Origin of the sequence: Curtobacterium sp. MCBD17_030 (genome assembly GCF_003224255.1) — a bacterium.
In the GTDB taxonomy this organism is placed as follows: Bacteria; Actinomycetota; Actinomycetes; order Actinomycetales; family Microbacteriaceae; genus Curtobacterium.
On record NZ_QKLI01000001.1, the window covers coordinates 324712 to 338449 of the forward strand.

The window sequence follows — 13738 nt, forward strand, 5'->3', positions numbered from 1 at the left end:
CTGCTGGTCCTCTTCGGACCATCGGTCCCGTCAGCGTAGCGGTGCACCTCCCGCACACACCGTTGTGCACTTCCACCAACTGATTGGACCACCACTGTGCTTGCCGTGCACGACCTCGAGATCCGCGTCGGGGCTCGCCTCCTGATGGAGAACGTGTCCTTCCGCGTCGAGCGGGGTGACAAGATCGGCCTCGTCGGCCGCAACGGCGCGGGGAAGACCACCATGACCAAGGCCCTGGCGGGTGAAGCTGCCCCGACCGACGGCAAGATCGAGCGGTCGGGTGAGATCGGCTACCTGCCGCAGGACCCCCGTTCGGGCAACCCCGAGGACACCGCGCGCAAGCGCATCCTGGACGCCCGCGGCCTCGGCGAGCTCGTCGACGGCATCCGCAAGGCCACGCTCGACATGGCCAGCACGGACCCGGCCGTCGCCGAGAAGGCGATGAAGCGCTACTCGCGGCTCGACGACGAGTTCAACGCCCTGGGCGGCTACGCCGCCGAGGCGGAGGCAGCGTCGATCGCGTCGAACCTCAAGCTGCCGGACCGCATCCTCGATCAGCAGCTGAAGACGCTGTCCGGTGGGCAGCGGCGCCGCATCGAGCTCGCGCGCATCCTGTTCTCCGATGCGGACACGATGATCCTCGACGAACCGACGAACCACCTCGACGCGGACTCCGTCGTGTGGTTGCGCGAGCACCTCAAGACCTACCCGGGCGGCGTGATCGTGATCTCCCACGACGTGGAACTCGTCGACGAGGTTGTCAACCGGGTCTTCTACCTGGACGCGAACCGCCAGGCGATCGACATCTACAACATGGGCTGGAAGCTCTACCAGCGGCAGCGTGCGGCCGACGAGGAGCGCCGTCGCAAGGAGCGGGCCGGTGCCGAGAAGAAGGCCGCGACGCTCAAGGACCAGGCTGCTCGGTTCGGCGCGAAGGCGTCGAAGGCGGCTGCGGCCCATCAGATGGTGGCGCGCGCCGACAAGCTGCTCGCGGGCCTCGAGGACGAGCGCGTCGCCGATCGGGTCGCGAAGATCCGCTTCCCCACCCCGGCTCCCTGTGGTCGCACGCCGCTGATGGCGGAGGGACTGTCGAAGTCCTACGGGTCGCTCGAGATCTTCGCGGGCGTCGACCTGGCGATCGACCGCGGTTCTCGCGTGGTCATCCTGGGCTTCAACGGTGCGGGCAAGACGACGCTGCTCCGCATCCTCGCCGGCGCGGACGCACCTGACACCGGCGAGATCCTGCCCGGGCACGGTCTGCGGATCGGGTACTACGCGCAGGAGCACGAGAACATCGACGTCAACCGCACGGTGATCGAGAACATGGTCTCGGCGTCGACGGACCTCAACGAGACCGAGGCGCGCCGCGTCCTGGGCTCGTTCCTGTTCACCGGCGACGACGGCTACAAGAAGGCCGGCGTGCTCTCCGGCGGTGAGAAGACGCGCCTGTCGCTCGCGATGATCGTCGTCTCGGGTGCGAACGTGCTGCTGCTCGACGAGCCCACGAACAACCTGGACCCGGCATCGCGTGAGGAGATCCTCAATGCGCTGGCGGGCTTCGAGGGCGCGGTCGTCCTCGTGTCCCACGACGCCGGTGCGGTCGAGGCGCTGAACCCGGAGCGCGTGCTGCTCCTGCCGGACGGCACCGAGGACCACTGGAACAAGGACTACGCGGAGCTCATCGAGCTCGCATGACGTGAGCGCGGCCCGCGGATGCGGAACCGGGACACAGACGGACGGGAGGCCCGTGGCCACGTCGCCACGGGCCTCCCGTCGGTCCGGTCAGCCCGTCAGCGACCGGACGTGAGCAGTTCGTCCTCGATCTCGGCGTCGGACTTCGGCTTCGCGTCCTTGCGGCGCTGCCGGTCCAAGGCCCGCTCGCGCTCTTCCGGGTCGTCCTGGTTGAGGTTCCGGTACTCCTGCACCATCACGTACGCCAGGAAGCCGAAGCCCCCGACGGCGAACAGGAACCACTGGATGAAGTAGCTGAGGTGCAGGCCGGTGTCGGCGCTCGGGCGGTCCCAGCCGAGGGGCGCCCGCTCCGACGGAGCGGGCGTCTCGCTGTCGAGCTGGCCGTACGCGCCGGTCCAGATCGGATGGCCGGCCTTGTCGGCGACGTCGGGCAGCGTGACGGACTGCACCTGATCGGTGTTCGCCGGGTCGGTGCGGCCGGGGATGCGTGGCTCGGACTGCTGCAGACGCACGACGACGGTGACGGTCCCCGTCGGGGGAGTCGGGATGCTGTCCGGCGCGTCCTGCTCGTTGCCGGTGGGCACCCAACCGCGGTCGACGACGAAGGCGCGACCCTCGGCAGTGACCAGGGGAGTGAGTACCTCGAACCCCGGCTGCCCGTTGTGCACGCGGTTGCGGACGAGGAGCTGGTGGTCGGTGTCGTACCGGCCGGTGACGCTCGCGCGAAGCCAGGTCAGGTCGTTGCTCCACGTCGCGGAGCGGGGGAGCACCTGGTCGATCGGGATGGGAGCGTGGTCGTAGTTCGCAGCGATCTGGTCGTTCTGGCGGACGGCCTCGTTCCGACGGTCCCATTGCCACATGCCGAACAGCGCGCAGACGACCGCGAACGCCACGGCGATCGCGAAGTAGCCGAGCCACCGACGGCTGCGGACGAAGTGCCAGCCGACGAAGGGCTCGGAGGGGCGATCGCCCTGATCGCCCTGATCGTCCGCAGTGGCGACGTCGGTCGTCGCGTCGTTGCCCGCCCGGCGGATCCGGGCCGCGTGGCGCCGGCCGTACCGGGAGCCGGGGTCGAAGCCCTCGGTCATCGCCCGTCACCCGCGACGCGCGCGGTGGTGTCGTCGAGGTCCTCCACGTCGTCGTCGATGCCGGTCACGCGCACGGGGAACGAGCGCGACCGCAGGTAATCGGCGAGGAAGTCGCAGTGGTCGTCGCAGGCGGCCCAGATCTTCACCCGGTCCTCCGCGTGGATGCGGGGGTTCCGCCAGTTCACCCGCCACGATGCCGTCGACGAGCAACCGGCCCGCGAACACACCGGCGTCGCGCCGGGTTCGGTGAACAGGTCGAAGGTCGATCCCATCAGCGGCGGCCGCCGTTCCGGGGCGACCAGACACGCGAGCGGTCGCCGTTGCGCTGCCAGTCCTCCTGGGCGCGCTGGGCCTGGTCGCGCAGACGCTCCTGCTCGGCACGGTAGGCCTGGGCTCGGGCCTCTTCCTGCTCGTCACGGAGGTGCGGGTCGACGGCGTCGTACAGCTCGATGGCGCCACCCGGTCGGACCACGTCGCCACCGGTGCGGTTGCCTGCGTTCGCCAGCACGACCGCGACCCAGGGGACGACGGCGGCGGCGACGATGGGCAGGACAGCGATCCAGGAGTGCCATGCGCTCCAGATGAGTACGGCCGCGACGAAGCACACCACGCGGAAGGCCATCTGCCACACGTAGCGAGAGAGCCGGTGCGCACGGTCGATCTCCGGGTTGTCCGGGAGCGTCGTGATGTTCTGGGCCGACATCGGCTCTGCGATCACGTGTTCCGGCGCGGAACGCTGGAGCTGGATGCGCGGGCCGCTCGGGTTCTGCTGGTTCTTGCGGTTCATGCGGTGGGTCTCCGTCTGCCGACCTCCAGTTTACGCCCGGGTACCGACATCCGGCCGGTGGTGCGGAGACCGGCCGCCGGGGGATGCGCACCGGTAGGCTCGTCCGGGCGTGTCCGGACCCGCGGGTCCTGGCACGCCAGCGACCACCAGCGAACGGAGCGACCATGACCACCCCCCGTACCGTCCTCATCACCGGCGGCAACCGCGGCATCGGCCACGCGCTGGCCGCACGGTTCGTCGCAGCCGGGCACCGGGTCGCCGTCACGTCGCGCAGCGGTCAGGGCGGCCCCGAGGGCGCGCTCACCGTGCAGGCCGACATCACCGACACCGCCTCGGTGGACCGCGCCTTCACCGAGGTCGAGGCAGCGCTCGGGCCGATCGAGGTCCTGGTCGCCAACGCCGGCATCACGAACGACCAGCTGCTGCTCCGGATGTCCGAGGACGACTTCACGAGCGTCATCGACACCAACCTGACGGGCACCTTCCGGGTGGTCAAGCGCGCGACCAAGGGGATGATGAAGGCGAAGTTCGGCCGCATCGTCCTGATGTCGAGCGTCGTCGGGGCGTACGGGCAGATCGGCCAGGTCAACTACGCGTCGTCGAAGGCCGCGCTGGTCGGGATGGCCCGGTCCATCACGCGCGAGCTCGGCTCCCGCGGCATCACCGCGAACGTCGTCGCACCGGGCTTCATCCAGACCGACATGACGGCGGCGCTCTCGGACGAGCTGCAGGCCGAGTTCAAGAAGGCGATCCCCGCGGCACGGTACGGCAGCGTCGACGACGTCGCGGACGCCACGCTGTTCCTGGCCGGCGACGGCGCGGGCTACATCTCCGGCGGGGTCATCCCGGTCGACGGCGGCCTGGGCATGGGCCACTGAGCAGCTGAGCCGCCGGAGTGGCGGCGGGAGTCAGCCGCGCAGGCCGAGGGCCGCCAGCACGACGGACAGGTCGCGGTCGACGACGGCGACGTCCGCCTCCGCCCGCACCCGGGGCTTGGCGTCGAACGCGACGGCGAGACCGGCGATCGCCATCATCGCGAGGTCGTTCGCGCCGTCACCGACGGCGACCGTGCGGGCGAGCGGGACCCCGTCCGCCGCGGCCCAGGTCCGGAGCGTGTCCGCCTTGGCCTGCGCGTCGACGACCGCGCCCGCGACACGCCCGGTGAGCACGCCGTCCTGCGTGTCGAGGCGGTTCGCCCGGCAGTGGTCGAGCGCGAGACCGGCCGCGAAGGGGTCGAGCACCTCGTGGAAGCCCCCCGACACGACGCCGACCGTGCCGCCAGCGGCGTGTACCCGGCGCACCAACTCGTCGGCTCCGCGGGTGACGTGGACGGCTTGCTGCGCACGGGTGAACGTGTCGACCGGGAGGCCCGCCAACGTGGCGACCCGCGCCCGGAGGCTCTCGGCGAAGTCGATCTCGCCGCGCATGGCACGCTCCGTCACCGCCTGGACCTGTGGCCGGGTCCCTGCCGCGTCGGCCAGGAGCTCGATGACCTCGTCCTCGAGCAGGGTCGAGTCGGCATCGAGGACGACGAGGAAACGGGGCACACGACCACGGTAGCGGGGTCGGGTGCCCCGTGACGTCGTGCTGACGCGACGTGCGGAGGCTGCTCGCTCAGGCCTCGACGCGCACGCCCTTCCCGACGACGGTGATGCCCGAGTCGGTGACGGTGAACCCGCGGGCCTCGTCGGCTTCACGGTCGACGCCGACGTGCGCACCCGGTGCGAGGACGACGTCCTTGTCGAGGATGGCCCGGTTCACGATCGCGCCGGCACCGATGGTCGCGCGCTCGAAGACGATCGAGTCCAGGACCTTCGCCTGCGAGTCGATCGTCGCCCAGGGGCCGATGACGCTGCGCTCGACCTGGGCGCCGGAGAGCAGGCAGCCGAGCGAGACGATGGAGTCCACGGTCGCGCCGGTGTTGCCGTTGGCGTCGCGCACGAACTTCGCCGGGGGCAGGTTCGTCTGCTGGTTGAAGATCGGCCAGTCCTGGTTGTACAGGTTGAAGACCGGGACCGGGGCGATGAGGTCCATGTGCGCGTCGAAGAACGAGTCGATCGTGCCCACGTCGCGCCAGTAGTACTTGTCACGGTCGTTGGACCCGGGCACCTCGTTGCGCTGCAGGTCGTACACACCGGCGTCGCCGCGTGCGACGAAGTCCGGGATGATGTCGCCGCCCATGTCGTGGTCGGACGACTCGATCTGGCCGTCTCGGAGCACCGCGTCGACCAGGGCGTCGGCGTCGAAGACGTAGTTGCCCATGGATGCCAGGACCTCGTTCGGCGAGTCCGGCAGACCGGTGGCGTCCTTCGGCTTCTCGAGGAACGCCTCGATCCGCGTCGGGTCCGCGTCGTCGACCTTGATGACGCCGAACTGGTCCGCGAGCTCGATCGGCTGGCGGATCGCCGCGACGGTGGCGCTGCGTCCGGAGGCGATGTGCGCTTCCACCATCTGGGAGAAGTCCATGCGGTACACGTGGTCGGCGCCGACCACGACGACGATGTCGGGCCGCTCGTCCCGCATCAGGTTCAGGGACTGCAGGATCGCGTCGGCGGAGCCGGCGAACCACCGCTTGCCGAGCCGCTGCTGTGCGGGGACGGAGGCGACGTAGGAGCCGAGCAGCCCCTCCATGCGCCAGGTCTGGGAGACGTGCCGGTCGAGTGAGTGTGACTTGTACTGCGTCAGGACGACGATGCGCTGGAGCCCGGAGTTGACCAGGTTCGACAGCGCGAAGTCCACGAGGCGGAAGTTCCCACCGAACGGCACGGCCGGCTTCGCGCGGTCCGCGGTGAGCGGCATGAGTCGTTTGCCCTCGCCGCCGGCCAGGACGATGCCGAATACCTTCTTCGTTGCCATGTCGCTCACAGTAGGCGTCAGCACTGGGAAACCGTTACCTTGAACCCGTGCGAGTCGATCTACTGACCAGGGAGTATCCGCCGGAGGTCTACGGCGGTGCCGGAGTCCATGTTGCCCAGCTGACCGCGGCGCTGCGGTCGGGGACCGACACCGACGTGCGCGTCCGGGCGTTCGGCGGGTTCCGTGACGAACAGGGCGTGTGGGCCTACCGCACCCCGGCGGGCCTCGAACAGGCCAACGGCGCGCTGCAGGCGCTCGGCACCGACGTGCAGATCGCGGCCGACGTCGAGGGTGCCGACCTCGTGCACTCGCACACCTGGTACGCGAACTCGGCCGGACGCCTGGCGCAGCTGACGCACGGCATCCCGCACGTCGTCACGGCACACAGCCTCGAGCCGCTCCGTCCGTGGAAGGCCGAGCAGCTCGGCGGCGGGTACCGCCTGTCCAGCTGGATGGAACGCGAGGCGTTCACGAACGCGGACGGTGTCGTCGCGGTGTCGAAGGCGATGCGTGCGGACATCCTCCGCTCGTACCCGTCGATCGATCCGTCCCGCGTGAAGGTCGTCTACAACGGCATCGACATCGACGACTGGGCTCCCGACCGCGACGACGACGCCGTCCGCGCGCTCGGCATCGACCCGGACCGCCCCAGCGTGGTCTTCGTCGGTCGCATCACCCGCCAGAAGGGCCTGCCCTACCTGCTCCGCGCGGTGGCGTCGCTGCCTGAGGACGTCCAGGTCGTGCTCTGCGCCGGCGCGCCCGACACACCCGAGATCCTCGCCGAGGTCACGGGGCTGGTCGAAGACCTCCGGACCCGTCGGAACGGCGTGATCTGGATCGACCGGATGCTCGAGCACCGCGAGATCGTGCACGTCCTGTCGAGCGCGACCGTGTTCGTCTGCCCGTCGATCTACGAGCCGCTCGGCATCGTGAACCTCGAGGCCATGGCCTGCGGGATCCCGGTCGTCGGCACGAAGACCGGCGGGATCCCCGAGGTTGTCGCCGACGGCCTGACCGGCCGCATCGTCCCGATCGACCAGGCGACCGACGGCACGGGTACCCCCACGGACCCGGACCGGTACGTCGCCGACCTCGCCGCGACCCTCAACGAGGTGCTCGACGACCTCGGGCTCGCCAAGCTGATGGGCCGCGCCGGCCGGCTCCGCGTCGAGAGCGAGTTCACCTGGGGCGCCATCGCCACGAAGACCCGCGCCGTGTACGACGAGGTGCTCGCCGGGCGCTGACCGCGTCGCGCCGACTGACGGCCTGGAGGCCCGGTGCCGGTCCCCGAGACCGGCACCGGGCCTTCCGTCCGTCGCCCCTGGACAGCCGGGCGCGCGGCGCTGATGGGGGAGCCGACCGTGCTCGTCTAGGCTGGCGGCATGCCCTCGGTCGTGCGCTTGTCAGACGTCTCCGTGGTCCGTGACGGGTCCACCATCCTCGACGGGATCTCGTGGGAGGTGCAGGACGACGAGCGCTGGGTGGTGCTCGGCGCGAACGGTGCCGGCAAGACCACGCTGCTGCAGGTCGCGGGTGCGCAGACCTTCCCGACCTCCGGCGACGTCGAGGTCCTCGGGACCGGTCTCGGCGGCGCCGACCTGTTCGAACTCCGCCCCCGGATCGGCTTCGCGTCGACCGCCCTGGCGCGTCGCATCCCGATGACCGAGAAGGTCATCGACGTGGTCCTGACGGCCGCGTACTCGGTCACCGGCCGGTGGAACGAGGAGTACGAGGAGCTCGACGTCCGCCGTGCCCAGCGCGTGCTCGAGGAGTGGGGCCTCGGTGCCTTCACCGAGCGCAGCTTCGGGGAGCTCAGCGACGGCGAGCAGAAGCGGGTCCAGATCGCCCGTGCGGTGATGACCGACCCCGAGGTGCTGTTCCTCGACGAGCCGGCAGCGTCGCTCGACCTGGGCGCCCGCGAGAGTCTGGTGCGGACGCTCGGCGGCTACGCGCAGAGCCAGGACTCGCCGGCGATCGTCATCGTCACCCACCACGTCGAGGAGATCCCGGCTGGCTTCACCCACGCGCTCGTCCTCGCCGACGGCCACGTGCAGTCCGCCGGTCCGATCGCCGAGGTCCTGACCGCGGAGACGCTCTCCGCGGCGTTCGGTGTCGAACTCACGGTGTCCCAGGACGCCGGTCGCTGGACCGCCCGCGCCGTCTGATCCGCCGGGGCCCGACTCCGGCCGGCCGCGACACGGCTCCGGACGCTCCCGATCAGGGCCGTGGTCTGGTAACGTGGTCCGCTGGCGTAGGCCACACGACTTCCCATCTTCCGTCATCGCGATCCACCGAGGAATCCCCATGAAGACCGAAACCCACCCCGAGTACCGCGCCATCGTGTTCCGCGACCTGGCTTCCGGTGAGACGTTCCTGACGCGTTCGACCGCGAACAGCGACAAGACCATCGAGCTCGACGGTGCGACCTACCCGGTCATCGACGTCGAGATCTCGTCCGCCTCGCACCCGTTCTACACGGGCAAGCAGCGCATCCTCGACTCGGCCGGCCGCGTCGAGAAGTTCAACCAGCGCTTCAAGGGCTTCAGCAAGTAAGCAGCTCTGCTCCCTCTGGGAGTTCGAACGGGCGGTCCTCCTGTGGGAGGACCGCCCGTTCTGCGTCCGGTCAGGTCGTCGTCTGGACCGTGGCGGCGGCTGCGAGCCCGACGAGCTCCTCACCGGCCATGACCCCGCGCGCCTGCGTGACGACGAGGTTCGGTGCCGTCCACCCCACCGCGTGCAGCTCGCCGTGGGCCGGGCGGATCGCGACGTCCGCCCAGGCCAGCATCTCCCGGTCGAGCAGCGAGTCGCCCGCGGCGACCGTGCGGGTCGCTCCGGTGCGCTCTGCGACGGCCGCCAGGGCCCGTTCCTTCCGGATCGGCACCGGGACCGCGTAGAGCTTCCGCCCCTGCACCGACACCCGCCAGCCGAGGTCGGCGAGTTCGGCCGCGAAGCCCTCCACAGCGGCATCGGGCAGTTCGGCCCGCTCGACGATGGCGTACACGAAGAGGTCCTCGGCGCGCCGGGTGCGGAGGACGGCGCCCTCGGGCAGAGCGGTGGCCAGGCGGTGCTCGACCTCGGGGAGCGGTGCCGACGTCACCGCGATCTCCTCGCGGAGCGTTGCGGTCCAGGACTCGTCCGGTGTGCCGTCGTGCAGCACGACCGCGCCGTTCGTCGTGACGGCCCAGCCGGTCGTCGGCAGCGGCAGACGGATCCGCTGGAACTGTGCGACCGTGCGGGTGGTCACCGGGACGACGACGGACGTCTCGGCCAGCGCCGCGAGTGCACGCTCCGCCGTGCGCGTCATGAACGACAGCGGCAGGCCCTGGTACACCTCGGTGACGACGAGTGAGGGTGCGTCCTCGTCAGGGCCGTCGAGCATGAGCGCGGCGGCGGAGTAGACGACGGTGCGGTCGAGGTCGAACCCGACGAGCGCGCTCACGCGACGCTCCCGGTGGTGCCGTCAGCGGTCCCGGTGTCCGACACCCGACTGCCGAGCGGGTGGATGAGCCCCACGCAGCTGTAGGACAGCTCGGGGCGGGTCACGACGGGCACGCCACGCTCACGGGCCAGCGCGACGACGTGCGCGATGTCGACGTCCTCCGGGTCGCGCACCAGGACCTGCCACGGCACGCGGCGGAGCAGCACCCGGGTGGTCTCGCCGACCCCCGGCTTGACCAGGTGCAGGTCGGTGATGCCGTACTCGGCACCGATCGCCTCGACCGTCCGCATGCCCCGCCAGTCGACGGCCCGTGACGCCGGTCCGCCGTCGGCTGCCACGGCAGCATCGACGCGGGGACGGACGGCGCTGAACCGGTCGGCGATGGTGGCGACGAACGAGCGGGAGTGGTCGCGGGGACCGAGCTCCCGGTACTGCTTCGCACCGTGCAGGGTGCCCGCCGGCGTCCACGCTCGGTTGAACACCGTGCGGGACACCAGCCCGGACACGGTCGAGTTGAGGCATGCCGACGGCACCAGGTAGTCGTCGCGGGTGCCGTGCAGCGGGGTGCAGCCGGCCGGGTCGGCGAGGACCGCGAGTCCGTCGCCGAAGCGCACGCCGTCGGAGGCCGCGAACCGGTCGAGCGCGTCGGTCAGCTCCCGCGTGATGGCGCCCTTGCCCGTCCATCCGTCGACGAAGACGACCTGCGTCGCGTCGTGGTGCGCGGCGAGCCAGCGCAGGGCCGTCTCGTCGATGCCGACCCCGCGGACGATGCTCGCCGTGTAGTGCTGCAGCCGGATCCCGCGCTGCTGCTCGGCCCAGCGGCGCATGAGGATGCCGACGGGCGTTCCCGCGCGGGCGAGGGAGACGAGCACCGCGTCCGGTCGGTCGCGGAGGACCAGGTCCGTGACGATCCCGACCGCCTCCGCGATCCGATCCGCCGACCGCGCGAGGGCCTCCCGGTACAGCTCCTCGTAGGACTCCGACGGCACGTACTCGACGGGGAGCGACTCCGCGTAGTTGGCGCCCTCGAGCTGGATGGCGCGTTCCCGGTCGGCGGTGTCGGCCTCGAGGGCGGCGTCGGCGAGGTCCTGCAGCAGCCAGGTCACCTCGTCCGGCTCGTACGACCCGAAGGACGGCCCGGTGAGCGGACGAGGCGAGGACGCGGCAGCACTGGCGGATTCGAGGGCGCTGTCCACGAGCAGCACCCGGGGCATCACGGTGGCCAGGACGTCGAGCAGGCCGCCGGGTCCCTCGAGCGTCGCCCGTTCGGTCCCCGGTTCGGGGACGACGACGACCGCGTCGAAGCCGTGCACGTTGTACGCGTACCGCTCGCCGGGACCGTCGACCGTGACGTCGTGGGACCGGTGCCGGATGCCGGACCGGATCGGCCAGGTCGGGGCGTCGAACACCGCGACGGGGGAGCGGGTGCTCGTCGAGGACCGGACGTCCGCCGTCGTCCGGCGGCGGAGTGCGTCCGCGACGGCGAGCGGCGTCGCCATGTGCTCCTCGGTCCCGAGGACCAGGACCCGGTCCGGCACCCGGCCGGACGTGTCGGTCAGGACCCGGGCGAGGTCGGCCGCGATGCCCTCGACGTCGGTCCGCGGGGTGCGGACGCGTGCGGCGGGCGTCCCGGTGCGGTCGACGACGGTCGGCGGGGCGGCGACGACGGTGACCGCGTCGGGACGGGAGGCGCGTGCCGGGCCTGGTGCGGGCCTCCCGTCCGCGGTCGGTCCGCTGTCGAGCGCCGTCGTGCCGTCCGGTGACGTCGTGCCGTCGGGTGACGTCGTGCTGTCCGGCGTCGTCGTGGTGAGGGGCGCCGCGGCCGAGGCGACGAGCTCCGCTGCCGTGTCGGTGAGGCCGTCCGGGAGGGAGACGCGGCCGCGTCCGAGGGCGACGACCGCGACGGGCGCGCCGAGCTCGGTCGCGAGGGCTTCGGTGGCGGCGACGTCCGCGTCGGAGCGGAGGTCGACGAGCGCGGCGACGACCCACTGTCGCTGCGGTGCGACGGCGTGCAGGGCGCGGATCGTGGCGCGGGCCGTCGCTCCGGTGCTCAGCTCGTCGTCGACCAGGACCACGGTGCCGTCGGCCGGCAGCCAGTCGTCCTCCGCGGGCAGCAGGCGGTGCGCCGTGGCGTGCGAGTGCGCCTCGTCGAAGCCGGCGGCCGGCGTCGCCCCGGGCGGGTCGTGGCGCGTCGAGTGCAGGTACCCGGCACCGAGGGCCTCGGCGACCGTCGCGCCGAGGGCGGTCGCGGTCTCCGCGAACCCGAGGACGAGGACGTCGGGCAGGGTCGGCCGGACCGCGGCCAGGTCGGTGCGGAGCGTCGTTGCGGCTCGGTGCAGGGCGTCGGACCCGTCGCCCGCATCCGTCGCGGTGTCGGTCGCCTGCTGCCGGTCGAGGACGGCCCGGAGGCGCGCGGCGGCTCCGGCGTCGAGCCGCGCGCCGCCGTCCAGGACGTCGGCGACCCGGGCGCCGAGCGCCTCACCGGCGAGGAGCGCGACCGCGGGCACGGTCGGGACGTGCTTCGCGAGCACGGTGGACACGAGCAGATGCGCCCGTCTGGGGTTCCGACGGAGTGCGAGCCGGACGAGCGACGCCAGCGGCACGCCGGGTGCAGTGGGCACGATCGGCGCGTCGGTCAGGACCACGCCGAGCTCGTCCGGGCTCGGCAGGGCGGCCTCCGTCGTCGCGGTCGTCGAGGTGGTCGTGGTCACGGGAGGCTCCGCTCGAGCAGGTCGACGTAGGTCACGTCCGGGGCCGCCACACCGAACGCCCGGGCGCGGAGCATGGTGCGCTCCGCCCAGGCGTGGTGCGGTTTCATCTCGTTCATCTTGTTGCCGTAGCGGGAGGCGGCGACCCCGCCCGTGGCGTTCGCGAGCACGTCGGACGCGTCGGAGAACTCCTCGTCACTGACCACCGACATCGCGTGGACGAGGGGCACGTGGCGCGGGTGGATGACCGTCTTGCCGGTCAGGCCGTTCGCGCGGTCGAGGGTGACCTCGCGGAGGAGCCCGTCGAAGCCCTCGAGGAGCAGCTGCCGGCGGAGCGCCAGGTCCCCGGCCTCCTGGAACGGCGTGGTGCGCAACTGCGTGCGGAACACCCGGTCGGAGTCGGGGTAGTGCTCCCACACCGGCCCGGCGACCACGAAGCCGTCCCTCGCCCGACCGAGGACGTTGACCACGTCGCCGATCACGGACGCCAACACCTGCACGTCGTACACGGTCAGGTGCGAGGGACGCCGGAGGCCGTACACGCTCGAGAGGTCCGTCGCCCCGATGCGCACCGCCAGGACGTCGTCCCGTCGTTCGAGCAGCAGGTCGTGGACGTCGGCCAGGGCCTCGGTGCGCGACTCACGGTGCATGATCGCGGGGGACTCGAGGATCGGCATCACGAGCAGACGGCGGCCGGGTGCCCGCCCCTCGTTCGCGGCGTCGAGGACCGCGAACCACGCTGCGCCGGCACCGTCGGGGTCCTCGAACTTCGGCAGGACGATCCCGGCCAGGACGTCGAGCGCTCGACTGCCGAAGCGGTCGAGCAGCCGTGCGAAGTGCTCCGGCGTCCGGACCCGGAGGAACAGCTGTGGCAGCATCGCCGGGTCGAGGTCCTCCGCGAGGATCCGCAGCGCGGCCTCGACGTTCGCCTCGGCCGTGGGCAGGTCGTCGTCGGCGACGGAGTCCTCCAGGCAGAGGACGATCGACCCCGCGCCGAGCTCCGTCTGCCGACGGACGTCACGCACCAGGTCCGGACGGACCCCCGGCGTGTACAGGGTCGCCCCGAGTGCCACCGCGCGGAGGTCCTGCGGGCTGTCCCGCGTCACGTCCTCGGGTGGTCGGAGGAAGAGCGGTTCCTGATCGGCGATGTTGGCGAAGTGGCGCACGG

The 13738-nt window shown here is 71.6% G+C and carries 13 protein-coding genes; 5 read left to right on the forward strand and 8 right to left on the reverse strand.

The features are described from left to right. Positions 1-96: 96 nt before the first annotated feature. Entirely contained in the window at positions 97-1695 is a 1599-nt protein-coding gene (locus DEI89_RS01440; protein ID WP_110902240.1) for an ABC-F family ATP-binding cassette domain-containing protein, read from the forward strand. Positions 1696-1790: 95 nt separating this feature from the next. On the opposite strand, the gene DEI89_RS01445 is transcribed toward DEI89_RS01440, so the two are convergent. The 3 genes from DEI89_RS01445 to DEI89_RS01455 are packed head-to-tail and all read right to left on the reverse strand — an operon-like array spanning position 1791 to position 3567. After that, positions 1791-2780: an SURF1 family protein gene (locus DEI89_RS01445; protein ID WP_110902241.1), complete on the reverse strand. Its 990-nt coding sequence runs from the start codon at positions 2778-2780 to the stop codon at positions 1791-1793. Continuing rightward, the gene (locus DEI89_RS01450) at positions 2777-3052 is read right to left on the reverse strand and encodes a hypothetical protein (protein ID WP_110902242.1); all 276 of its coding nucleotides are present in this window, start codon (positions 3050-3052) and stop codon (positions 2777-2779) included. Before DEI89_RS01450 ends, DEI89_RS01445 begins: the two co-directional genes overlap by 4 nt. Then, positions 3052-3567, reverse strand: coding sequence for a DUF3099 domain-containing protein (locus DEI89_RS01455; protein ID WP_220033158.1), 516 nt, complete (start codon positions 3565-3567; stop codon positions 3052-3054). The genes DEI89_RS01450 and DEI89_RS01455 overlap by 1 nt, the downstream gene beginning before the upstream one ends. A 164-nt stretch (positions 3568-3731) precedes the next feature. Between DEI89_RS01455 and fabG the strand changes: the two genes are divergently transcribed. Beyond that, positions 3732-4445, forward strand: coding sequence for a 3-oxoacyl-ACP reductase FabG (gene fabG / locus DEI89_RS01460; RefSeq protein WP_110902243.1), 714 nt, complete (start codon positions 3732-3734; stop codon positions 4443-4445). A gap of 30 nt (positions 4446-4475) precedes the next feature. Here fabG and serB read toward each other — a convergent pair whose 3' ends face one another. Next, on the reverse strand, positions 4476-5114 hold the full coding sequence (serB, locus tag DEI89_RS01465) for a phosphoserine phosphatase SerB (protein WP_110902244.1): 639 nt from the start codon (positions 5112-5114) through the stop codon (positions 4476-4478). Between the two features lie 67 nt (positions 5115-5181). After that, a complete protein-coding gene (gene glgC / locus DEI89_RS01470; protein WP_110902493.1) occupies positions 5182-6423 on the reverse strand; it encodes a glucose-1-phosphate adenylyltransferase in 1242 nt (413 codons plus the stop codon). A gap of 47 nt (positions 6424-6470) precedes the next feature. On the opposite strand from glgC, the gene glgA reads away from it, so the two are divergent. From glgA to DEI89_RS01485, 3 genes are all read left to right on the forward strand, one after another. Beyond that, a complete protein-coding gene (gene glgA, locus DEI89_RS01475; RefSeq protein ID WP_110902245.1) occupies positions 6471-7667 on the forward strand; it encodes a glycogen synthase in 1197 nt (398 codons plus the stop codon). Positions 7668-7805: 138 nt separating this feature from the next. Further along, on the forward strand, positions 7806-8588 hold the full coding sequence (locus DEI89_RS01480; RefSeq protein ID WP_110902246.1) for an ABC transporter ATP-binding protein: 783 nt from the start codon (positions 7806-7808) through the stop codon (positions 8586-8588). A gap of 139 nt (positions 8589-8727) precedes the next feature. Beyond that, positions 8728-8976, forward strand: coding sequence for a type B 50S ribosomal protein L31 (locus DEI89_RS01485; protein ID WP_071275272.1), 249 nt, complete (start codon positions 8728-8730; stop codon positions 8974-8976). 70 nt (positions 8977-9046) lie between these two features. Here the strand turns inward: DEI89_RS01485 and DEI89_RS01490 are convergent, their stop codons facing one another. Genes DEI89_RS01490 through DEI89_RS01500 form a run of 3 tightly spaced genes read right to left on the reverse strand, consistent with a single transcriptional unit; the run spans position 9047 to position 13736 of the window. Next, positions 9047-9862 (reverse strand): HAD family hydrolase, encoded by an 816-nt coding sequence (locus tag DEI89_RS01490; RefSeq protein ID WP_110902247.1) that lies wholly within the window; start codon positions 9860-9862, stop codon positions 9047-9049. Then, complete coding sequence (locus DEI89_RS01495; protein ID WP_258368611.1) at positions 9859-12573, reverse strand: phosphoribosyltransferase; 2715 nt, start codon at positions 12571-12573, stop codon at positions 9859-9861. The genes DEI89_RS01490 and DEI89_RS01495 overlap by 4 nt, the downstream gene beginning before the upstream one ends. After that, entirely contained in the window at positions 12570-13736 is a 1167-nt protein-coding gene (locus DEI89_RS01500; RefSeq protein WP_110902248.1) for an HpcH/HpaI aldolase/citrate lyase family protein, read from the reverse strand. Before DEI89_RS01500 ends, DEI89_RS01495 begins: the two co-directional genes overlap by 4 nt. Between the last annotated feature and the right edge of the window lie 2 nt (positions 13737-13738).

Coding starts and splice junctions, on each gene's coding strand:
- DEI89_RS01485 (WP_071275272.1), top strand. CDS start 8,728: ATGAAGACCGAAACCCACCCCGAGTACCGCGCCATCGTGTTCCGCGAC.
- DEI89_RS01450 (WP_110902242.1), bottom strand. CDS start 3,052: ATGGGATCGACCTTCGACCTGTTCACCGAACCCGGCGCGACGCCGGTG.
- DEI89_RS01480 (WP_110902246.1), top strand. CDS start 7,806: ATGCCCTCGGTCGTGCGCTTGTCAGACGTCTCCGTGGTCCGTGACGGG.
- DEI89_RS01445 (WP_110902241.1), bottom strand. CDS start 2,780: ATGACCGAGGGCTTCGACCCCGGCTCCCGGTACGGCCGGCGCCACGCG.
- glgC (WP_110902493.1), bottom strand. CDS start 6,423: ATGGCAACGAAGAAGGTATTCGGCATCGTCCTGGCCGGCGGCGAGGGC.
- fabG (WP_110902243.1), top strand. CDS start 3,732: ATGACCACCCCCCGTACCGTCCTCATCACCGGCGGCAACCGCGGCATC.
- DEI89_RS01455 (WP_220033158.1), bottom strand. CDS start 3,567: ATGAACCGCAAGAACCAGCAGAACCCGAGCGGCCCGCGCATCCAGCTC.